The sequence below is a fragment of the Arthrobacter sp. Soil_C_49 genome (genome assembly GCF_057656635.1).
Genome location: NZ_JBDGJZ010000006.1, coordinates 1 through 21,430, shown reverse-complemented (window position 1 = coordinate 21,430; position 21,430 = coordinate 1). Strand labels below are relative to the sequence as shown.

Annotated in this window: 18 protein-coding genes and 1 pseudogene; 7 read left to right on the top strand and 12 right to left on the bottom strand. The window is 66.2% G+C overall.

Features of this window, described 5'->3' with window-relative positions:
• Positions 1–56 precede the first annotated feature (56 nt).
• The gene (locus tag AC3A4Z_RS11380) at positions 57–773 is read left to right on the top strand and encodes a queuosine precursor transporter (protein ID WP_498711640.1); all 717 of its coding nucleotides are present in this window, start codon (positions 57–59) and stop codon (positions 771–773) included.
• Here AC3A4Z_RS11380 and AC3A4Z_RS11375 read toward each other — a convergent pair whose 3' ends face one another.
• The 6 genes from AC3A4Z_RS11375 to AC3A4Z_RS11350 all read right to left on the bottom strand — a co-directional run bounded on the left by AC3A4Z_RS11375 (position 774) and on the right by AC3A4Z_RS11350 (position 6,065).
• Complete coding sequence (locus AC3A4Z_RS11375) at positions 774–1,523, bottom strand: dienelactone hydrolase family protein (protein WP_498711639.1); 750 nt, start codon at positions 1,521–1,523, stop codon at positions 774–776.
• Positions 1,524–1,558: 35 nt separating this feature from the next.
• A complete protein-coding gene (gene tgt, locus AC3A4Z_RS11370) occupies positions 1,559–2,845 on the bottom strand; it encodes a tRNA guanosine(34) transglycosylase Tgt (protein WP_498711638.1) in 1,287 nt (428 codons plus the stop codon).
• Positions 2,846–2,876: 31 nt separating this feature from the next.
• Positions 2,877–3,602, bottom strand: coding sequence for an SRPBCC family protein (locus AC3A4Z_RS11365; RefSeq protein ID WP_498711637.1), 726 nt, complete (start codon positions 3,600–3,602; stop codon positions 2,877–2,879).
• A 60-nt stretch (positions 3,603–3,662) separates the two neighbouring features.
• Complete coding sequence (locus tag AC3A4Z_RS11360; RefSeq protein ID WP_498711636.1) at positions 3,663–4,697, bottom strand: DUF6707 family protein; 1,035 nt, start codon at positions 4,695–4,697, stop codon at positions 3,663–3,665.
• Positions 4,698–4,784: 87 nt separating this feature from the next.
• On the bottom strand, positions 4,785–5,324 hold the full coding sequence (locus AC3A4Z_RS11355; protein ID WP_307611698.1) for an NUDIX hydrolase family protein: 540 nt from the start codon (positions 5,322–5,324) through the stop codon (positions 4,785–4,787).
• A gap of 9 nt (positions 5,325–5,333) precedes the next feature.
• Positions 5,334–6,065 (bottom strand): VOC family protein, encoded by a 732-nt coding sequence (locus AC3A4Z_RS11350; protein ID WP_498711635.1) that lies wholly within the window; start codon positions 6,063–6,065, stop codon positions 5,334–5,336.
• A gap of 106 nt (positions 6,066–6,171) precedes the next feature.
• On the opposite strand from AC3A4Z_RS11350, the gene AC3A4Z_RS11345 reads away from it, so the two are divergent.
• Positions 6,172–6,771 carry a YdeI/OmpD-associated family protein gene (locus AC3A4Z_RS11345; protein ID WP_498711634.1) on the top strand — a complete coding sequence of 200 codons (600 nt, stop codon included), beginning with the start codon at positions 6,172–6,174 and terminating at the stop codon, positions 6,769–6,771.
• A gap of 110 nt (positions 6,772–6,881) precedes the next feature.
• Entirely contained in the window at positions 6,882–8,534 is a 1,653-nt protein-coding gene (locus AC3A4Z_RS11340) for a glycoside hydrolase family 32 protein (protein ID WP_498711633.1), read from the top strand.
• Between the two features lie 14 nt (positions 8,535–8,548).
• On the opposite strand, the gene AC3A4Z_RS11335 is transcribed toward AC3A4Z_RS11340, so the two are convergent.
• The 4 genes from AC3A4Z_RS11335 to AC3A4Z_RS11320 form a co-directional block, all read right to left on the bottom strand.
• The gene (locus AC3A4Z_RS11335; RefSeq protein ID WP_498711833.1) at positions 8,549–9,682 is read right to left on the bottom strand and encodes an ABC transporter ATP-binding protein; all 1,134 of its coding nucleotides are present in this window, start codon (positions 9,680–9,682) and stop codon (positions 8,549–8,551) included.
• Between the two features lie 65 nt (positions 9,683–9,747).
• Complete coding sequence (locus AC3A4Z_RS11330; protein WP_498711632.1) at positions 9,748–11,337, bottom strand: ABC transporter permease; 1,590 nt, start codon at positions 11,335–11,337, stop codon at positions 9,748–9,750.
• Positions 11,338–11,341: 4 nt separating this feature from the next.
• Positions 11,342–12,406, bottom strand: coding sequence for an iron ABC transporter substrate-binding protein (locus AC3A4Z_RS11325; protein WP_498711631.1), 1,065 nt, complete (start codon positions 12,404–12,406; stop codon positions 11,342–11,344).
• A gap of 140 nt (positions 12,407–12,546) precedes the next feature.
• Positions 12,547–13,788 (bottom strand): glycoside hydrolase family 76 protein, encoded by a 1,242-nt coding sequence (locus AC3A4Z_RS11320; RefSeq protein WP_498711630.1) that lies wholly within the window; start codon positions 13,786–13,788, stop codon positions 12,547–12,549.
• A gap of 135 nt (positions 13,789–13,923) precedes the next feature.
• Between AC3A4Z_RS11320 and AC3A4Z_RS11315 the strand changes: the two genes are divergently transcribed.
• Together AC3A4Z_RS11315 and AC3A4Z_RS11310 are read left to right on the top strand one after the other, a co-directional pair.
• On the top strand, positions 13,924–14,745 hold the full coding sequence (locus AC3A4Z_RS11315) for an SDR family NAD(P)-dependent oxidoreductase (RefSeq protein ID WP_498711629.1): 822 nt from the start codon (positions 13,924–13,926) through the stop codon (positions 14,743–14,745).
• The gene (locus AC3A4Z_RS11310) at positions 14,742–15,947 is read left to right on the top strand and encodes an acyl-CoA dehydrogenase family protein (protein ID WP_498711628.1); all 1,206 of its coding nucleotides are present in this window, start codon (positions 14,742–14,744) and stop codon (positions 15,945–15,947) included. The genes AC3A4Z_RS11315 and AC3A4Z_RS11310 overlap by 4 nt, the downstream gene beginning before the upstream one ends.
• On the opposite strand, the gene AC3A4Z_RS11305 is transcribed toward AC3A4Z_RS11310, so the two are convergent.
• Positions 15,944–16,771 carry a DUF1684 domain-containing protein gene (locus tag AC3A4Z_RS11305; protein WP_498711627.1) on the bottom strand — a complete coding sequence of 276 codons (828 nt, stop codon included), beginning with the start codon at positions 16,769–16,771 and terminating at the stop codon, positions 15,944–15,946. The two genes, AC3A4Z_RS11310 and AC3A4Z_RS11305, sit on opposite strands and share 4 nt — an antisense overlap.
• 118 nt (positions 16,772–16,889) lie before the next feature.
• Here AC3A4Z_RS11305 and AC3A4Z_RS11300 point away from each other — a divergent pair, with 118 nt between their 5' ends.
• Both AC3A4Z_RS11300 and ppc read left to right on the top strand, forming a co-directional pair.
• A complete protein-coding gene (locus AC3A4Z_RS11300) occupies positions 16,890–17,441 on the top strand; it encodes a hypothetical protein (protein ID WP_493972477.1) in 552 nt (183 codons plus the stop codon).
• 113 nt (positions 17,442–17,554) lie between these two features.
• Positions 17,555–20,365, top strand: a complete 2,811-nt coding sequence (gene ppc / locus AC3A4Z_RS11295; protein WP_498711626.1) for a phosphoenolpyruvate carboxylase — start codon at positions 17,555–17,557, stop codon at positions 20,363–20,365.
• 91 nt (positions 20,366–20,456) lie between these two features.
• Here ppc and AC3A4Z_RS11290 read toward each other — a convergent pair.
• Positions 20,457–21,305 (bottom strand): annotated as a pseudogene (locus AC3A4Z_RS11290) (IS3 family transposase); the annotation flags it as partial.
• Positions 21,306–21,430 lie beyond the last annotated feature (125 nt).

The window sequence follows — 21,430 nt, the reverse complement described above, 5'->3', positions numbered from 1 at the left end:
CCGGCCGCCCGAAGTACTACCGGGCCCCGCGCGAACCACTATGAACGGATCTCCCCATGCCCTCAGCCCCCGGCCACAACGCCTTGCCCGAAACAACCCCTGCCGGCAGCGGCGCCAGGTTCGCCTCCATCGGTTCCCCGTACTTCGGGATCATGCTGGCGGTGATGGCCGTGGTGCTGATCCTGTCCAACATCGGCGCTTCCAAGGGCGTGGCCATCGGCCCCATCATCACTGACGGCGGCTTCTTCCTCTTCCCGCTGGCGTACATCATCGGCGACGTCATCAGTGAGGTGTACGGCTTCAAAGTGGCCCGCAAGGCCATCTTCACCACCTTCGCGCTGTCCGTCTTCGCGTCCCTTTGTTACTGGGTGATCATTGCCCTTCCCGGCTTCGATGACGAGTACGGAACCGCCAAGCAGGCCGCGCTGGAAGGCGCGCTGGGCCCGGTACCCCAGATTGTGCTGGCTTCGCTGCTCGCCTTCCTTGCCGGGCAGACCATCAACTCCTGGATCCTCGTCCGGATGAAGGCCCGCTCCGGGGAGAAGTCGCTGTGGGCGCGGCTGATGGGCTCGTCCGGCGCAGGCGAATTCGTGGACACCCTGATCTTCTGCAGCATCGCCGCATCCGTCATTGGCATCACCGACTTCGCCACGTTCGTGAATTACGTGGTGGTGGGCTTCGTCTACAAGACCCTCGTCGAGTTCATCTTCGTGCCCGTCACGTCGCTGGTGATCGGCTGGGTCAAGAAGCGCGAACCCAGCTACGGCGCGTAGCTAGCCTTTCAGCGTGGAGTCCAGCAGGACGCGCAGCTCGCGGAAATGACGTTCCGTAGCCTCCGCGTGGAAGGCCGAAGTGTCCGCCATCGAGTAGCCGTGGGACGCACCGGGATAAATCTCGTTCGATGCCTCAAGGCCCGCGGCCGTGAGCGCTTCGCCCAGCCGGGCGACGGCGTCGGGGGCCATGCTCGGGTCATGGTCCGCGTGGCCGAACACAAACCGGGCGCGGGCCCGGGCAAGTCCGAGGTGGGGGCTGTCCGGCGCCTCCGTCGCCAGGCCACCGCCATGGAAGCCGCCGCACGCTGCCACCACGTCCGGCCGGGCCGTGGCGGTGCGGACCGCAAGCCTGGCTCCCATACAGTAGCCGAAGGCGCCGATCGGACCCGGCGCCACGCCGTCGATCGCGCCGAGGGCCTTGACCCACGCATCAATGTCAGCCACGGCCTTCTCCGGCGTCAGGCGCGCCACCCGCGGGAAGGCGGCTTTGCCGGCGGCTTCCCGTCCTTCCGGCGTGGTCATGTCGGCGGCGGGAGCGAGTTCGGCGGCCTTGCCCTCCCGGTAGAAGACGTTGGGGGCCAGGACGATGTAGCCCCAGTCAGCCACCTCCTGGGCCATGTCCTGGATGCGGGGGCGCAGGCCGAACGCGTCCATGTAGAGGATGACGCCGGGAAAGGGTCCGGTGCCAGTGGACGGACGGGCCACGAGGGCCTCCGCGGTGCCTTCTGCGGCAGCAATTTCGATGGGCATTGGCTCAGGATATCGGAACCGGCCGGGAGCTCTACTCAGGAGTAATACTGGCCCAGGGTCTCGGCCTTGAAGTCGAAGAAGGTCCCGGACTCGATCGCCAGGCGCGCGTCATCCACCATTTTCACAACGAACCGCTCGTTGTGGATGGAGATCAGCGTGGCGGAGAGCATCTCCTTGGCCTTGAACAGGTGGTGGATGTAGGCCCGCGAGTAATGGGTGCAGGCGTAGCAGTCGCAGCCGTCCTGGAGGGGGCCGAAGTCCCGTTTGTACTTGGCGCCCGAAAGGTTGAAGCGGCCCTGAGGCGTGTAGAACGCCGAGTTCCGGGCCACCCGGGTGGGGGAGACGCAGTCGAAGGTGTCCGCACCGTTCTCGATCGCGGTGAAGATGTCGTCCGGTTCCGAGATTCCCAGCAGGTGGCGCGGTTTGTCCTCGGGCAGCTCCTCGTTGCACCACCGGACGATGGTGCCCAGGTTCTCCTTCTCCAGGGCCCCGCCGATGCCAAAGCCGTCAAACGGCATGGCGCCCAGGTCCCGGCAGGCCTTCCGGCGGAGGTCCTCGTACTGCGCGCCCTGGATCACGCCGAACAGCGCCTGGTACGGCTTGCCCGCCCGTTCCTCGGTCAGCCGGAAGTGCTCCTCGATGCAGCGCAGCGCCCACAGCCGCGTGCGTTCCAGGGATTCCTCCTGGTAGCCGCGGGAGTTCTGCAGGGTGGTCAGCTCGTCGAAGGCAAACATGATGTCCGCGCCGATCCGGTGCTGGACCTGCATGGAGATCTCGGGGGAAAACCGGTGCTTGTCGCCATTCAGGTGTGACTTGAACCAGACCCCGTCATCGTCGATGTGGGCCAGGCGTTCCTTGCCGGGGGCCACGGCGTCGTCGGGCCCGGAGGCGTCCACGGATTTCATGTCGATGACCTTTTTGAACCCCGATCCCAGGCTCATCACCTGGAATCCGCCCGAGTCCGTGAACGTGGGCCCGGGCCAGTTCATGAAAGCTCCGAGCCCGCCTGCTTCATCGAGGATGTCTGCGCCCGGCTGCAGGTACAGGTGGTAGGCGTTGGCCAGCAGGGCCTGAGCGCCAAGGTCAGCCATCGATTCGGGCAGCACCGCTTTTACCGTGGCTTTTGTCCCCACGGCGATGAACGCGGGCGTCCGGATCTCACCGTGGGGCGTGGTGATGGTGCCGGTGCGGCCCAGGAAGTCCCCGCCGTTGGACCCCACCTGGGCAGCGGACGGCGGGCACGCCTCCGCGAGGCGGGAGCCCACCTTGAAGGAAAAGCCGGACTGGTCAGCGGGCAGGGCGGAAGCAGGGTTGGCTGGCACCGTACCAGTGTGCCAGCAATTGGCAGGCCCCTCAGCTCACCGGCTCCGATGCGGGGTAGTTCTCAGCCCGCCAGGAGTCCCAGGACGCGCGGATCTCCTCAAGCCGGGCAGCCCCCAGGTCATAGGTGGAGATAATCGCCAGGGAGCCGCCGTCGGGCCGCGCGTCCTCAATCTTGGGCTGGTCGGCAACGATCAGCAGGCCGTCGCCATGCTCCGCGTAACCGTGGACCGTCAGCCCCACCTGGTGGTTGCTCCGGTACCAGACCTTCCCGGAGATCTCCTCGCCGGTGGCCAGCTTGAGCTGGTAGTCCTCGCCCGGAGCCGGAACGTCCGAAAGGCCGAGCTTCTCAATTGCAGAGCCCGGCCCGCCAGGAACCTGAAGGAAGAGTGTGTGGCGCTTGCCGTGCGGATGGCGTTCGAGCGCAAAGCGGAGTTGCTGCAGGAACGTCAGCCAGCCCTGGGTGATGTCCTCGTCCCAGGCAGCCCATTCCGAGTTGTGGTCCAGCGCCGCGCGGGTGATGCTGACGCGGGTTCCGTTGGGCTCGGGATGGAGTTCGAAGACGTCTCCGCCGTGGACGGTGAAGCTGGTGTGGTCCGGCGATTCCTCTTCGTCCCCGGAGAAGTAGATCTGCTTGATCTCGGCGTCCAGGTCCTCGGCCTGCCAGCCGTGCCATTGGGCCACCTTGGAGGGTTCGCGCAGCATTGTCCAGACCTGCGGCGCGTCAGCATTGATCACAACGCTCAGATTGTTAGTCATAGCCCCGAATGTACAACTCCGGCCGGGCCCCGGGTAGGGGTTATTTGTCCGATCCGGAGCTCAGGAGCGGACGGCCTCAAGTTCGTTGCTGATGCGGCGCTCCAGTTCGCCCGTCCCGATGGTTTCCGAGCCTCCATGCGCCCGCAGGAACAGCAGGGATTCGAGCCGCAGGAGCCGCCACTCCCGCTCGGCGTCGTGGTTGGAGTTGTCGATGGACCGGAAAATTTCCTTGTCGTACAGGTTGGGCTCGTTGAGCGAGCGCTGCCGGACTTTGGCGGCCATCCTGGCCTTGAAGGGGTCCGTTTCCTGGTTTTCCGGGGTACGGATCAGCTTCTCGTAGACCCCGGCACGCTCCTCCTGGCCGTTTTGCCGGCAGATGTAGCTGGACAGCGCCAGGGAGGCTTCCACGGATGTCCACCGGCCGGGGTTCCCGTCATAGGGCAGGACGTTGAGCAGGTCCGCGACGGCCAGGGAACCATCGGCGTCCTTGAGCGTGATGAACAGTTCGTGGGCGAGGTCGCTGAGGTCCTTCAGGCAGCTGCCCGACTTGAAGTTGACCCCTTTCGCCAGCCGGTCGGCCAGCAGCAGCACGCCCTCCGCGTCCGGGTGGGCATCCGCCGCGGCTTCCACCACTGATTCCGGCGTGCCCTTCGGTGCCGGGATCAGCGCGAGGTCCTCCTCGCTGGGGCCGGTTGCGGCCGGGGGAACCGGGGGCAGCGGAGGTACGACGACGGCGGGAGCCGCAGGTGCCGCAGCCGCCTCTTCGCCGGGCTGCTCCTGCCCGGCCACTTTGACAGGGCCCGTTTCCGGTGCGGTGCCGGCCGCCCCGACAGGGACGGCGGCCAGCGGAAGCTGCGTTACGCCGTCGAACTCCCCGTCCACTACCGTCACTGCCGTGCCTACGGCGATCCGCAAGGTTCCGCCGCCGGACAGGCTGGCCAGCACCAGCGCGGGTGCGCCGAAATCGTCCAGTTCAAGCTCAACCTGGCGGATTTCCGCTGTCCGCTCACCGTCCGGCAGCAGGATGTGGCTGCCGGTTGTCAGAGATCCAGCCTGCTGTTCGCTGTAGTTCCGGGCGGCTGGTGTTTCGGTCATGGGAGTCCTTAAGTTCTCTTGCGGTCCGCCCTACAGTCTACAAAGGAGGGCGCCCGAAGTCGGGGACGCCGGGTGCAGCCGAGGGTGTCAGAACCCCACGCCCGCGAAGGCCAGGGCCTGGCGGATCAGGCCGCCGCGTCCGCCGGTAAATTCCATCTGCACGCCGGGGCTCAGGACTTCCGCGGGGGTCATCCAGGTCAGTTCGAGGGCGTCCTGGCGGGGTTCGCATTCGCCGGTCACCGGGATCACGTAGGCCAGGGACACGGCGTGTTGCCGCTCATCGGTGAAGCCGGTCTGCGACGGGGCGGGGAAGTATTCGGCCACGGTGAAGGGGACGGGGCTGATGGGCAGTTGCGGGAAGGCCAGCGGGCCAAGGTCCTTTTCCATGTGCCGGAGAAGGGCTGCCCGGATGGTTTCGCGGTAGATGACGCGCCCGGACACCAGCGACCGGACCATGGTGCCGTCCTCGTCAGCCTGGAGCAGGGTTCCCACTTCGTTGACGAAACCCAGCGGATCGAGCCGGACCGGCACAGCCTCCACGTACACCATGGGCAGCCGCCCGCGCGCCTCAAATAGGTCTTCTTCGGAGAGCCAGCCGGGATTCGGGTCAGGTGTGCGCACGTTCATGCTTAAGTTCTACCCCATGGGACGGTGCTCGGAGATCCACACCGTAGCCGGCACGTGGGCCGCGCCGGACCCGGCATCCGGGTTGGCCACGTGGAGCGTGCTGCCAAAGGCCTCCTCTGTGACCGTTGCCTCGAACCCCGCGGAGGCGAGGCGTGCCCGCAATGGTTCCAGGCCGCCGTCGTACTCAAAACCAATGCCGGGCCGGGACGGACCCTCGGCCGGACGTACCAAAAGGACCCCTCCGTTCTTGGCCGTGAAGTCGGCGGTTTCGTCCGCGTCGGGCACCGGGCGGGGACGGGCGCCTATGTGCCGCAGCGTCCGGGTTGCCGCGGCCGTGTCCTCCGTAAACCAGACCCCGACGACGGCCAAGGACTGGTCAGCCTCAGCGGACCCCGTGGGGGCGGCTTTGTCGGCCAGGAAAGTGAATCCGTCCGGTGCAGTGATCCGGCAGGTTTCACCGTGGTCTGCCGTGATGATTTCCGCAGGAGTGGTTCCATCGTCCTGCGCTGAGAGGTTGGTCCGGCGCGTGAACTCAGCAAGGTCGCCCACCTCCACTGCGAATGCTGTGGTTCCGTCCTCGGCTGACCCGTCCGGCACGGTGTGGAGGGCGAGGCGGCCCGAACCGGCATCGAAAACCTGCCACCCGGGCTCATTTTCGCTGCGGACCATGCCCAACTCGGTGAGCAGCAGCTCCCAGACATCGATCCTGGACGTGAAATGAAGCGGACGGACACGCAGCATGATCTTTCCTTTTGTTTGGTTGGGCAGGCCTAAGCCCATGGTGCCACGGCCCGTGTCCGCCGGGGAGGGGGCTTGTGCCGTCGCGGCCCACGGGCAGAATAGGGCCATGGCTGTAGAACTCGAGGAACTGCTGGTGCCGGATGCCGCCGCCTGGCGCGGCTGGCTGGAGGAAAACCACAGGACCAGCCCCGGTGTGTGGCTGGTCCTGCACAAAAAGGGCGGAAAGATCACGGCGCTGGACTACGCGGCGGCGCTGGACGAGGCGCTGTGCTTTGGCTGGATCGACGGCCAGGGCAAGAGCCGGGATGCGGAAACTTCCCTGCAACGGATGACGCCGCGGGGCCCCAAAAGCCCGTGGTCTGCCCGGAACGTCGGCCATGTTGCCCGGTTGGACGCCGAGGGCCGGATGACAGAGGCCGGATGGGCCGCCGTCAACGCTGCCAAGGAAGACGGCCGCTGGGACAAAGCGTATGACGGGCAGGCCACGGCCGAAGTACCGGCGGACCTCGCCGCCGCCATCGCCGCGGTTCCGGCCGCCCAGGCGATGTTCGATGTCCTCACCAAAACCAACCGCTTCGCCCTGATCTACCGGACCAACTCGGTCAAACAGGCTGCCACCCGCGAACGCAAAATTGCCGGCTTCGTGGAGATGCTGGCCCGGGGCGAGACGCCGTACCCGCAGAAGAAGCGTCCGGCCGGGACGTAACACTAATTGGGTCCTGGCGTTTGTCCGCGTAGGGTGGATGGTTCACTTGCGCTGATGCCGCCTCCTCATCCGGGGGCGGCATTTGTGTGTTCGGCGACGGAACGATACCCATGATCCGCAAACCCTTCAACATTCCCACTCAACTTTTCCCCGGCCGCCCCTTATGGTGGGCCGGCGCGGCGGCCGCTGCTGCCCTGGTGGTGATCCTGTCCCTGGTCCTGTCCGGCGTCGCCGGGAGGGGGCCTGCTGCCACAACGCCCCCGGACGCGGCCCAGATAGCGACGCCTGAAGAGGATCCCGGCTTCCGCCCGGCCTATCACCTCACCCCGGAGCAGCGGTGGATGAATGATCCGCAGCGTCCTTTTCTCCTGGATGGAGTGTGGCACTACTACTACCTCTACAACGCCGACTACCCCGGAGGGAACGGCACCGAGTGGTTCCACGCCACCAGCACGGACCTGGTCCACTGGAAGAACGAGGGTGTGGCCATCCCCAAGTTCCGGAACGGGTTGGGGGACATCGAGACCGGATCGGCCGTCGTGGACACCGAAGGCACCGCGGGTTTTGGCAAAGGTGCGGTGGTGGCAATCCTTACCCAGCAGGACGACGGCGTCCAGCGCCAATCCCTGTTCTACTCCACGGACAACGGGTACGGCTTCACGAGTTATGACGGGAATCCGGTGATGGACAACCCCGGCACGGAGCACTGGCGGGACCCGCGGATTGTGCGCGACGAGGCCCACAACCAGTGGCTGATGCTGCTTGCCGAAGGCCACAAAATCGGTTTTTACACATCGCAGGACCTGAAGCAGTGGAACTATGTCTCGGGCTTCGACCGGGAGGACCTGGGCATCCTGGAGTGCCCCGACTTCTTCCAAATGGACGTGGACGGCGATCCGTCCAAACGCACCTGGGTGCTGGCTGCGAGCGCCAACGGTGCCGCGGAAGGCCGCACCACCGGGCTGGCCTACTGGACTGGTACCTGGGACGGCAAGGGCTTCGCGGCGGACGGAGAGCACCAGTGGCTCGACGCCGGGCCGGACTTCTACGCAGCCGTCACCTGGGATGACCCGCGGCTCACCGACGGGCAGCGGAAGTCGTCACGGCACGCCATCGGCTGGATGAACAACTGGGCCTATGCCCGGGAGCTGCCCACCAAGGACTGGTTCGGTGCTGCTTCCGTGGTGCGGGACATCCGCCTGGAGTCCGACGGCGGCCGTCCGGCTTTGATGTCCACGCCCACCCCTGCCCTGGAATCGTTGGAAGGCCCCGCAGAGCCTGTCCCGGCGGGACCGCTGGCGGAAGGCGGCGGCGTCCTGCCGGTTCCGGCCAGCGGAGCCTTCAAGGTCGAATTGGAACTGGAGAAGCCTGAATCCGGGACCGGCGAAGCCCGGATCCTTCTGCAAAGCAGCGGGAAGGCCTACGCCACTGTGGGCTACGACTTTGCCGCCGGCAAGGCTTTTGTTGCCCGGGACGGCGACAAGGTTGCCGGTGGTCCCCGCCCGGACGCCTCGGGTGACAAGGCAGCGCAGGATACCTACCGCCAAATCTCCGCAACGGAGGGCGATCCGGGACGTGCCTTCGTCCGCCTGACTGCGTACGTGGACCGGTCCTCCGTGGAGGTTTTTGTGGATGGCGGCCGGCAGACCCTCACCTCGCTCGTCTTCCCGCCGTCGGGCGCGAAGGACGTGCGCCTCACTGCGGCCGGCGGCACCGTGAACATTACGAGCGGCTCTGTCACACCCCTCGCGAGTATCCGCTGACGGGCTTCGCCGGGTCAGGGTTCGATCGGGAATGCCACGCCTTCGCCCACCACTCGAAGGCACAGCTCCATGCCGGGCCGCGCGATGGAAGCGTTCCAGTGCCGGATAGTGATGATCTCGCCGCCGCCCGGGTAGCGGTGGTCTGAGCCGCTGGCGAGCTCCGGGGGAACCGCAAGCTTGAGCCGGACGGTGGTTTCCGGGCCGAAGTAGTCAGTGTCCACCACCACGCCGCGGATGGGTCCGTCCTCGGCGATCCGGATCTGTTCGGGCCGCAGCATCAGCTGCACCCGGCCCTGCGCCGGAGGCCTGCGGACGGGGATGCCGCCCAGCGAACAGGTGGCCAGCGAACCCTCCATCCAGGCGTCCAGGATGACGGCGTCGCCCAGGAACTCGGCGGTGGCGCGGTCGGCCGGGCGCGTGTACACCACAAACGGGTTGCCGATCTGCGCAAGCTTCCCGCCGCGCATCACCGCCACTTGGTCAGCGAAGGATAACGCTTCAGCCTGGTCATGGGTCACGAGGATGGTGGTGACGCCGGCCTTGTTCAGGACGTTCGCGACTGCCCGCCGGGTGGCAACCCGGAGACCGGCGTCCAGGGCGGAGAATGGCTCGTCCAGCAGCATCAGTTCAGGCTCGCGCGCCAGGGCCCGGGCCAGGGCAACGCGCTGCTGCTGCCCGCCTGACAACTGGTGGGGGCGCCGCTTGGCCATGTCCGGATCCAGGGCCACCATCTCCAGCAGTTCGCGGATGCGGTCCTGTACGGCCTTGCGTCCGCCGGGCAGCTTCGCCGGGTCAAGCCCGAAGGCAACGTTTTTGCCCACGCTGAGGTGGGGGAACAGGGCGCCGTCCTGGGCTACGTACCCGATGTGCCGTTTGTGCGCCGGTACCCAGGCGCCGTCCCCGGCAACCTTGGCACCGTTGAGGGAGATGCTGCCGGTGTCCGGATGGTCAAACCCGGCGATCAGCCGGAGCAGCGTGGTTTTCCCCGAGCCGGAGGGACCAACGATGGCGGTGGTTCCACCCCGGGCCACGGAAAGATTGACGCCTTTCAGCACCGGCTGGCTGCCGAAGTTCCGGGTGACGTCCGTGATGACCAGGTGGCTGTCCGTGGAGGTGGCCACCGACGGCGCGACCCGCGGCTCCGGCAGCCGTGAGGGCGCTGGATCGACGGGGGTTTTTTGGATCGGGGCTCGTTCGATCGGCGCTTGTTCGATCACTGTCCGGCTACTTTCTTGGACTGCTGGAAAAGGAGGTAGGTCATGGGCGCGGAGAGCAGGATCATCAGCAGGGCGTAAGGAGCAGCTCCTGCATAGTCGATCTCACTGCTCTTGCTCCAGAACTCGGTGGCCAGCGTGCGGGTCCCGTTGGGGGAGAGCAGCAGGGTGGCGGTGAGTTCGTTGGCAATGGCCAGGAAAACCAGGGCGGCCCCGCCCGCCGCTGCGGGAGCGGTGAGCCGCAGGGTGACCCGGATGAAGGCGAGCAGCGGCGGCTTGCCCAGCGCCTGCGCGGCCTCATCGAGTTCCTTGGGCGCCTGGGACAGCCCGGCTCGGAGGTTCACCAGCGCCCGGGGGAGGAAGAGCAGGACGTAGGCCGCCACCAGCACACCGGCGGTTTGGTACAACCCCGGCACCACCCGGATGCTCACGGTCACGAAGGCGAGCCCCACTACGATGCCCGGCAGCGAACTGGTGATGTAGTTGGAGAGCTCGAGGGATTTGCTGAACCAGCCGGGGTGCCGGACAGCGAGGTAGGCCATGGGGAACGCCACCACCGTGGTGGCAACCGCACCCGCCAGGCCGTAACCCAGCGTGGACAGCAGGGCCGGCATGAACTCGTCAGCAGCCCACACTTCGGCGCCGCCGGCCACGATCCACCGCACCACGAAGTACAGCGGCAGCCCCACGGCCAGTGCGGTCAGCGCCAGCAGGAAGACCTGCGCCGGAACCTGATACCCGCGCAGCGGCAGCTGAAGGGCCCTGGCCTGTGCTCCGGAGCCGATGCGTGCGTAGCGGGCGCTGCCGCGGCTTCGGACCTCGGCCAGCAGCAGGAGCAGGCAGAAGAACACCAGGACGCTGGCCAGCATGTTTCCGGCGGCGCCGTTGAACGTGGACTGGTACTGGGTCATGATCGCGGTGGTGAAGGTATCGAACCGGATCATGGCGAACGCGCCGTATTCGGCCAGCAGGTGCAGCCCCACCAGCAGCGCCCCGCCGGTCATGGCAATCCGCAGTTGGGGGAGCACCACCCGGAAGAACGTGCGCCAGGCGCCAAGCCCCAGCGCAGCGGCCGACTGTTCGATGGCCGGGTCCAGCCGGCTCAGGGACGCGGCTGCCGGGATGTATACCAGCGGGAAGTAGGACAGCGTGGCAATCAGGACGCCCGAGCCCAGGCCGCCCATCGAAGGAACGGCGGATACCCAGCCGTAGCTGTTGACGAAGGCGGGAATCGCCAAGGGGGCTGCCAGCAGGACGGCCCATATTTTGCGCCCCCGTAGCGTGGTCCGTTCAACCAGCCACGCGCCGGCCACACCCAGCACCAGGCACAGGGGAATCGTGGCTGCCATGAGCAGGAGGGTATTCAACAGCAGCTCGGCCACCCGCGGACGGAAGATCAGTCCGACGGCGGTGTCCCAGCCGGTTGCCGCCGTCATGTACACCACGTACCCCAGCGGGACGAGGGAAAAGAGGGCGATCAGCACCGCCAGGACGGACACCGCTGAAACGCCGAAAGGCGGGCGGGGGCTGCTGCCCCGGCCCGCCGTCGTCGTGCTCCCCTGGAGGGGTGCCGATAGATCGGAGGTCACGAAATTACAGGAGTCCTGCCTTGGTCATCAGCTCGGTAACCTTCTCGGAGTTGAGCTTGGCGGGATCCACAGCAGGTGCCTGCAGGTCCGCGATGGGAACCAGTTTCTCGTTGGCCGGAACATCCGAGGCGATGGCGTACTCGAAGGACGTGCCCTTCTGCAGGACTTCCTGGCCCTTCTTGCCGGTGATGAACTTCAGGAAGGCCTGCGCTGCAGCGGCGTTCTTGGAGGTCTTCAGGACGCCGCCGCCGGAGATGGAGACGAACGCGCCCGGATCCTGGTTCTTGAAGTAGTACGGCGTGACGTTCTTGGAGTTCTCGCCGGTCTTCGCCTGGTCGCCATAGTAGTAGTAGTGGTAGATCAGCGCGGCGTCCACTTCACCGGCGTTGACTGCCTTCATGGCGGTGCTGTTGCCCTTGTAGGCCTTGAAGTTTTCCTTCATGCCGGCCAGCCACTCTTCGGTGGCGGCCTCGCCCTTGAGCTCCAGCAGAGCCGAAACGATGGCCTGGAAGTCGGCGCCGGTGGGCGAAGCGGCCCACTTGCCCTTCCACTCGGGCTTGGCCAGGTCGAGCATTGACTTGGGCAACTGGTCCTCGGTCAGCTTGGCCTTGTCGTACACCAGGACCGTGGAGCGGGCGGCGATGCCCGTCCACTTGCCGGTGGAAGGCCGGAACTCTTCCGGAACCTGCTCAGTGGTGGACTTGTCCACATCCGCGAAGAGGCCGGCGTTTTCCACCTGGGTCATCGCCGGGGAGTTCTCGGTCAGGAACACATCCGCCGGGGATGCCGCGCCCTCCTGGATGATCTGGTTGGACAATTCGGTGTCCGAACCCTGTCGCATGGTGACCTTCACACCCGTCTCCGCCGTGAAGGCGTCGATCCATTCCTTGGTGAGGCTCTCGTGCTGGGCGTTGTAGACGGTGATCTCACCGGAGGCTGCCCCCGTTGAGGCGGAGGCCGCAGCTGAACCGGTGGCGGCGGGCGTGCCGCTGCCGGCGCAGGCAGTCAGGCCGAGTGCGGCGGTGGCGGCGAGTGCGATGCCGGCCAGGGCGCTGTTGCGAATCTTCATTGAGGGCGCTGCTTTCTGGGAAAGATTAGGGTGGACCGCGGTCCCTGTGAGCCCTGGGGAAGGGGTGCCCACCTGAGGAACTGTAGGGTAGGCAACCCTAAGGCGAAAGCCGGAAAGCGCTTAAGGTGACCAGTGTCACATCAATTACGGAACTGTTGCATGCCGTAATCCAGTGCAGCAATGGACGCGGCGGCCTCGATGGCCATCCACGCCTGCAGCTGGGTGGAGAGTTCGACGGCGACACCCGCCTCCGGGTGCGGCTCACCCCGGCCTGCTGCATGTACGGGAAAAATGAACCTTCCGGCTTCATTCCCGCGGCCGCGCCCGTCGGCCCGGACGGCGGGCCGCCGTCCTGTCCAGAAGGCGTCCGCAGTGCCGGCGACCAGCTTCGCGGCGGTGGCCCTGCTTTGTTGGGGAAGCCGCTGATCTGCTGCCGCGAGCGCAAGGTAACGGCACAGGATGCCGGTGAACAGGCCTCCGTCGCCCGTTCCGTCGCAGCGCAGGACGCGCAGTTGGTTATCCGCGCCGGCGCCGTCACCTGGTGCGGGAACGGTCAGGTGCCGGTCCACGGCCTCCACCAGCGCGGCTGCCCGGGCCAGGTTCGCTTCGCCGCCCAGTTCAAGCAGCGCACCAAGGACCGGGCCTTGGTTGTAGGTGTAGATGGACCGCTCGATCACCACGTTCCCGTCCGGGCCCAGGCGGGCGCCGTCGAGGTACAGGCCCTGCTCCCGGTCGAAGAGGGTCGCATCCAGCCAGTCCAGCAGCGACTGCGCCTTGCCGCGCTGCCCTGTGCGGGCGTAGAAGAGGGCTACCGGGGCGGTGGCGGGCGTGTTTTTGAAATCGCGCTTCTTGCTCCAGAAGGAACCGCCACCCAGGTCATCGGTGACGGCCGCATCGAACTGCAGGGTGAGCGTCTTGCGGACGGCCTCGTTGCGCCGCCGCCCCGGCCGGCGCGTTTCCCCTGCGAGCGCGTCGAGCCGCAGGGTGGCGAGGGCAAGCCAGGCCATGTCGTCGTAGTAGTTGTTGACGAACGTCAGGGCGTTGCGCAGCCGGATTCCGGTGACCAGCCGGGAGGCGAGCCTGCCGGCGCTGGGGTGTTCCGGGCCGTTGAACCTTGCTGCCGGGGTGGCGCCGTTGCCCAGTTCCCGGCGGCCGGCATCCACCAGGCAGTCAACATAGTGGGCCTGCCACCAGTAGTGCCACGGCTGGAGCAGCTTGCCCTTCAAGTCTTCGAGCCGGCGCGGGGCCGGCCACTGGATTTCGCCAAGGTGGGTGCCCGGCAGGAAGAACAGCCTCCTGCCAAAAAGTGCTGTGACTGACCGTGCGGCCTCGTTGGCTCTTGCGTGCCAGTCAACGGGAGGGGAAGCGTCTCCGGGAGTCATGGGTTCCAGCCTAACCGGGCCCGCGGCGACGTCCGCGGAGGCCGGATGCTGCGTGGAAACGTAATTTTCAGTTAACATGCACTAACTAATGCTTCGCGGACTTCTGCGGGAGCAGGCCCGCATCAAGGAGGATGTATGGACATCGAAGGCAGCGTTGCGCTGATAACCGGAGGTGCCTCGGGTTTGGGGGCAGCTACTGCCCGCAGGCTGTTCGACGCCGGGGCGTCAGTGGTGCTTGTTGACCTTCCCTCCTCTACCGGCGGGGCCTTCGCCGCGGAACTGAACGGCAGGAATGCCAGCGGCGGGAATGGAGTCAGCGGGACAGCCGGACAGTCAGCTGTCTTTGTGCCCGCGGACGTCACCAGTGAAGCGGAGGTGCAGGCCGCCGTCGATGCCGCACAGGCGCTGGGCCCGCTGCGCATCGTGGTGAACTGCGCAGGCGTGGCCACCCCCGGCAAGGTGTTGGGCCGGGAGGGCGTGCTTCCGCTGGAGGTGTTCAACCGGGTCATCCAGGTGAACCTTGTCGGCACGTTCAATGTCCTGCGGCTGGCGGCGGCGGCCATGGTGGCCAACGGGCCGGCTACCACGGAGCTGGGCGGACCGGAGCGCGGCGTCATTATCAACACCGCTTCCGTAGCTGCCTTTGAAGGGCAGATCGGGCAGCCGGCCTACGCCGCCTCCAAGGGCGCCGTAGCGGCGATGACGCTGCCCGTCGCGCGGGAGCTGGCGCGCTCGCTGGTGCGGGTGGTCACCATCGCGCCGGGAATTTTCGAAACCCCCATGATGGCGGGGCTGCCGCAGGAAGCCCAGGATTCCCTGGGCGCCCAGGTCCCGCACCCCTCCCGGCTGGGCAAACCCGCCGAGTACGCAAACCTCGTGGCGCACATCGTGGACAATGCCATGCTCAACGGCGAGACCATCCGGCTGGACGGCGCCATCCGGATGGGACCGAAATGAGTACCGCCGGGACGGTGGCGTTGCCGGACGCGGACTTTTTCGCCGTCGAGTCCCTGCTGAACCAGGCGGAACGGGACAAACTGGCCGAACTGCGGGAGTTCCTTGCCACGGAGATTGCACCCTATGCGGGCGAGTGGTGGAACAAGGCCGAATTTCCGGCGCACATCCTGCCCGAACTCGCGGCCCTGCAGTTGAGCACGCCTGCCCAGCGCGGCTACAGCCACCTGTTCGCCGGCCTGGTGATCGCCGAGATGACCCGTGTGGACACGTCCATCGCCACGTTTTTCCTGGTCCACCACGATCTCTTCGTAGAGTCGCTGTACGCGTTCGGCAGTGCAGAGCAGAAGCACCGGTTGCTGGACGACGCCTCTAATCTGCGCATCACAGGGGCCTTCGCCCTCACCGAACCGAACCATGGTTCGGATGTCGCCGGCGGCATGGAGACGCGTGCCCGGCGGATTTCGTCCGCAACTGGAAAAGCCGACGACGGCGGGGACACCTGGGTGCTGAACGGGGCCAAGCGGTGGATCGGCAACGGGACGTTCTGCGACTACATGCTGGTCTGGGCGCGGGACGAGGCGGACGGATCGGTGCGTGGCTTCATCGTTGATGCCGCCCTTCCCGGGGTCACCCGGACCAGGATCGAAAACAAGATCGCGCTGCGGACCGTGCAAAACGCGGACATCGTCTTTGACAACGTCCGGGTGGCAGAGGCGGACCGCTTCGCCGGCATCAGCAGCTTCGAGGACACCAACGAGCTGCTGCGGGGCTCACGCATCATGGTGGCCTGGCAGACGGTGGGCCAGCAGCTGGCGGCATTCGACGTCGCGCGGCAGTACGCCGTGGAACGCCACCAGTTCGGCCGGCCGCTGGCGCAGTTCCAGCTGGTCCAGCAACAGCTGGTGACCATGCTGGGCAATGCTGTGGCGAGCATGGGCATGATGGCGGGACTGGCCAGGCTGCAGGACAACGGCGCCGCGGACATGCCGCAGGTGGCGCTGGCCAAGTCCTACCTGAGCGCACGGATGCGCGAAACCGTGGCGCTGGGCAGGTCCATCCTGGGCGGAAACGGCATTGTCACCGACTACCGGATGGCCAAGATCTTCTCGGACGCGGAGGCCATTTACACCTACGAGGGATCCTTCGAAATCAACACCCTGATCGTGGGGCGGGCAGTCACCGGGGTGTCGGCGATCGTCTAGTCCTCACCGGGGTACGGCTGCATCTCGCCCGCCTCCACGCGCACGTCCAGCGAGTTGTTCTTCACCGGCATGGGGCAGGTCCCATAGGGGGTGAAGGCGCTGGGGTAATTGATGGCGCGGTTGAAATCGAGGACCACGGAGCCGTCCGGACGCGGCCGGGGCACGGCAAGCTTGCGCCAGTCATCGGTGGTTTCGCCGTTGGTTTCGTCATGGAATGTGACGGTGAGTGCCCCAAGCTTTTCCTCCTCCGCCTGCAGCCGCACCTCATGCTGACTGCCCGGCACCCGGAACACCACCTCGCCCACCGTCCGGTGGATGCCGTCCACCAGTGGATTGGCCGTGGCAATAGGCACGTCCACAGGCTCAGGGTAGGGCGCGAACCTGCCAACAACTTCCCAGTCCGGGTTGTAGCCGTAGGTGGGAACGCCGCTGAACTCCGTGAAGACGGGGGACTCAGCGTCGCGGGTGCGGATGGCATACCGGCCTCCCCGCATGGCCAGCTCAACCACCACCCGGGCGCCGTCCTCGCCGCCGAACCGGATCCACATCAGTGATTCTTCGTCGGCGAGGGACGCCGTTATGGTCCCAGCCACCGAGTGCCCTGTCTCCACCAGCGTCAAACCGTCCTCAGGCACTGCGGTGAGGGACACGGTCGTACCGTCCGTGGACCAGAGGCCGGGCACCATTTCGACGGTGGCCGGAGAGTCTTCGAGCCACTGGAAGGAGGTGAGGGTCAGCCAGCCGTGACGGGCGGCCAAGGCCTTGTTCCGGTTGTCGCGGAAGCGCTGCCAGCGCTCGGCCTTGGCGGCTGGAATGGTGCTCATGGTTCCCTTTCGGAGGTTCGTCGTGCCCCGCCTACAACTGCGCCGTGCGGGGATTCATTCCGGCGCAGACCGGGGCGGATCCAAACAACCAGGTGGTCTGCATTGTTGAATGGATGCTGTGGACATACTTGCGGAAGTCGGCAGCGGCTGGCTCAAAAACCTCACCTGGATCCTGGCACTGGCTTTCGCGGCGGTAGTGCTGCTGTTGCGGCGGCCCTGGCGCCCGGACCTGGCCCTGTTTGCGGGCGTCCACGTCTTTATTGCAGCCAACCTGGCCGCCGGTATCTACGTGCTGAACCATCTGGGCGAAGGCCGGTGGGGCGGCGACCAGGAAGCCAGGTTCGATCCGCCGTCGCTCTCGGAAACGCCCATGGTGGGGCAGTTCCTGGAACCGCTGGACGCGACGCTCAGCGGCGTCACCGGCGTGGTCAACGAATTTGTGGACTTCCGTGCCGCGCTTCCGGTGGCGCTGGACTTTTTTGTTGCGGCCGGCTGGGCCCTGGCTGCCGCCGTACCGGCCGGGCTGTGCGTCCTCATCGGCAACGCCTGGGAATCGAAGCGCCGAAAGGCTGAATTCGCTGCTTCCAGGAAGGAGCTTGCACAGCTGCGGGCGGAGCTCGAGGGCGTGAAACAGCACATTGGTTACGGTTCCGGAGCTGACATTATCTGAGACGGATTCCCCGGTGACGCCGCCGGGCGGGTAGCATCTTTAGCTAGTAACGTGGCTCACAGTATCCAGCGCAGTGTACGAGCCCGGTCCGAAACCCTCGAAAGATTGCTTCCATGGCTCACACTGCAGCACATCCCGAAACAGACCTTGCCTCTGAACTGAGGGCAGACGTACGCCGCGTCTCCACCCTGCTGGGCGAATCCCTGGTCCGCCAGCACGGGCCCGAGCTCCTGGACCTCGTGGAGCAGGTCCGCCTCCTCACCAAGGAATCCAAGGAAGCCGCCCGCGGCGGCGCCGATGCCACCGGCCCCTGGAGCGCGCACGACGTCGTCGCCCAGGTCCGCGAGCTCCTCGGCTCCCTGCCCATCGAGCAGGCCACGGACCTGGTGCGTGCCTTCGCTTTCTACTTCCACCTCGCCAACGCCGCCGAGCAGGTCCACCGGGTGCGGGGCCTGCGGACCCGCGCGGAGAAGGACGGCTGGCTGGCCAAAACGGTCAACGAGATCGCCGTCCAGGCGGGGCCCAGCGTGCTCCAGGAGGTTGTCAACGGGCTTGATGTCCGGCCCATCTTCACCGCCCACCCCACCGAGGCCTCCCGCCGCTCGGTGCTGGACAAGATCCGCAAGCTTTCGGATGTGCTGGCGCAGCCCACAACCGAGGGCACCACGGCCCGCCGCCGCCAGGACCGCCAGCTGGCTGAAATCATCGACCAGATGTGGCAGACCGACGAACTCCGCCAGGTCCGGCCCACCCCGGTGGACGAGGCCCGGAACGCCATCTACTACCTGGGCGGCATCCTCACCGACGCCATGCCCGAGATGCTGGCGGAATTCTCCGAACTGCTGGGCGAACACGGCGTCAGCCTGGCGTCCAAGGAAGCCCCCGTCCGGTTTGGTTCCTGGATTGGCGGCGACCGCGACGGCAACCCCAACGTTACCGCCGCTGTGACCCGGGAAATCCTGCAGATCCAGAACCAGAACGCGGTCCGGATCAGCATCGCCATGATCGATGAACTGATTTCCATCCTCTCCAACTCCACGGCGCTCGCCGGCGCGGACCAGCAACTGCTCGAGTCCATCGACGAGGACTTGAAGAAGCTGCCGGGCCTGGACCGCCGGGTCCTTGAGTTGAACGCGCAGGAGCCCTACCGGCTGAAGCTCACCTGCATCAAGGCCAAGCTCATCAACACCGGCAAGCGCGTCGCCGCAGACTCCAACCACGAGCACGGCCGGGACTACAACGGAACGGCCGAACTCCTGGCCGACCTCGAACTGCTGGAACTCTCGCTCCGCAACCACTCGGCGTCGCTCGCTGCGGACGGTGCACTGGCACGCGTCCGCCGCGCCATCGCGTCCTTCGGCCTGCACCTGGCCACCCTGGACATCCGCGAACACGCCGACCACCACCACGACGCCGTGGGCCAGCTGATGGACCGGATCGGCGGCCCCGGGCTCCGTTACGCCGAACTCAGCCGCGAGGAACGTTTCGAAGTGCTCGGCTCCGAGCTCGCCTCCCGCCGTCCGCTGTCCGGCCACCCGATCAAGCTCGACGGCGCCGCTGACGGCACGTACGACGTCTTCCGGGAGATCCGCCGGGCCCTGCGCACCTATGGCCCGGACGTTATCGAGACCTACATCATTTCCATGACCCGCGGCGCGGATGACGTCCTGGCCGCCGCCGTCCTGGCGCGCGAAGCCGGCCTAGTGAACCTCTTCGGGGAAAAGCCCTACGCGAAGATTGGGTTCGCGCCGCTGCTGGAAACGGTGGAGGAGCTCCGCGCCTCGGCTGAGATCGTGGACCGGCTGCTGTCCGATCCGTCCTACCGCGAACTGGTGCGGCTGCGCGGGGACGTCCAGGAGATCATGCTGGGCTACTCCGACTCCAACAAGGAATCCGGCGTGATGACCAGCCAGTGGGAGATCCACAAGACCCAGCGCAAACTGCGGGACGTGGCTGCCAAGCACGGCGTCCGCGTCCGCCTGTTCCACGGCCGCGGCGGATCCGTAGGCCGCGGCGGCGGACCCACGTACGACGCCATCCTGGCCCAGCCCAACGGTGTGCTCGAAGGCGAGATCAAGTTCACCGAGCAGGGCGAAGTCATCTCGGACAAGTACTCGCTGCCCGAACTGGCCCGCGAGAACCTTGAGCTGTCCCTCGCCGCCGTGCTGCAGGGGTCGGCGCTGCACCGGGATCCGCGGACCTCCGCGGACCAGCGCGAACGGTACGGGCACGTGATGGAAACCATTTCCGATGCCGCGTTTGACCGGTACCGGAAGCTGATCGATGATCCGGACCTGCCGGCGTACTTTATGTCCTCCACGCCGGTGGAGCAGCTGGGCTCGCTGAACATCGGCTCCCGCCCCTCAAAGCGCCCGGATTCCGGTGCGGGCCTTGGCGGCCTGCGTGCCATCCCGTGGGTGTTCGGCTGGACCCAGTCCCGCCAGATCGTGCCGGGCTGGTTCGGCGTGGGCTCCGGGCTCAAGGCCGCCCGCGAGGCCGGCAACACCGCGCAGCTGGTGGACATGTGGGAGAACTGGCACTTCTTCCGGTCGGTGCTCTCCAACGTGGAAATGACGCTCGCCAAAACGGACATGGACATTGCCGGGTACTACGTATCCACCCTGGTCCCTGAGGAACTGCACCACATCTTCCGCGCCATCCGGGAGGAGTATGAGCTGACCGTCGCCGAGGTCCAGAACCTCACCGGCGAGCGGCTGCTCCTGGACGCCCAGCCCACCTTGAAGCGCTCCCTCGAGATCCGCGACCAGTACCTCGATCCGATCAGCTACCTGCAGGTGGAACTCCTGCGCCGCGTACGCGCCGAAAGCGGCACCATCAGCGGAGGCGAGATCGACGAGCGCCTCCAGCGGGCCATGCTGATCACCGTGAACGGCGTGGCAGCAGGCCTCCGCAACACCGGGTAACCCTCAACGCTCTCTCACTTATTGCGGCTTTTCCCTTAACGCTCTCTCACTCTGAACTGGTCCCCGGTGGTTGGACTGGCTAAATGGGATTCTAGGCTGCGAGGGTCTGGGCCCGGTATTGCACCGGGCTCAGGCCCTTGAGCGTCGTGGAGATTCTTTCGTTGTTGTACCAGTGGATGTATTCCTCTATGGCATTTGCCAGTGCGTCGGTGTTGATGAACCGGACGTGGTGGAAGAGTTCTTCCTTGAGGTGGCCAAAGAAGTTCTCCATAACGGCGTTGTCGTAGCAGTTGCCCTTGCGGGACATCGATTGGACAGCGCCGGCATCGCTGAGAAGGGTGCGCCATGAGGCGTGCTGGTATTGGATGCCTTGGTCCGAGTGCACGAGCGGCTGCTGCCCGGGCTCGAGGCAGGTCAGGGCCTCACGAAGGGAATCGTTAGTGAGGGCCAGGTTCGGCGATAAGCCCAGCGAGTAGGAAATGATCTGCCGGTCAAAGAGGTCCATGACCGGGGAGAGGTAGAGCTTCCGGTCACCGACGCTGAATTCGGTCACGTCGGTCACCCACTTCTGGTTCGGGGCATCGGCCTCGAAGTGCCGGTTCAGCAGGTTCGGGGCAATCCTGCCCTGCTCGCCCTGGTAGGAGTTATAGCGCTTCCTGCGCCGGATCTTGCAGTGCAGCCCGAGCCCTTTCATGAGCTTCAGGACGGTCTTCTTCGCGACCGTCCACCCTTGCTTGAGTAGCTCCGTATGGACCCGCCGGTGCCCGTACCGGCCATGGTTCGTTTCGAAGATCACCGTAACCGCGGCCTTGAGCTTCTCTTTCGGGTCAGGGGCCTGGAGACGGGCCTGGTGATAGAAGAACGTGGACCGGGCCAAACCCGCGATCTCCAGCAGGACCGGGAGAGGGAAGTCAGCCTTGAGGGCAACGATGGCCTGAACCTTTACCGTCGTTCCTGTTCCCTCAAGGCCCGCAGTTTTCCCAGATACGCCACCTGAGCGCGGAGTCGTTCGTTCTCCCGGCGCAACCGTTCCAGTTCGGTTAACTCAGCAGGTGGAGGTGGAGC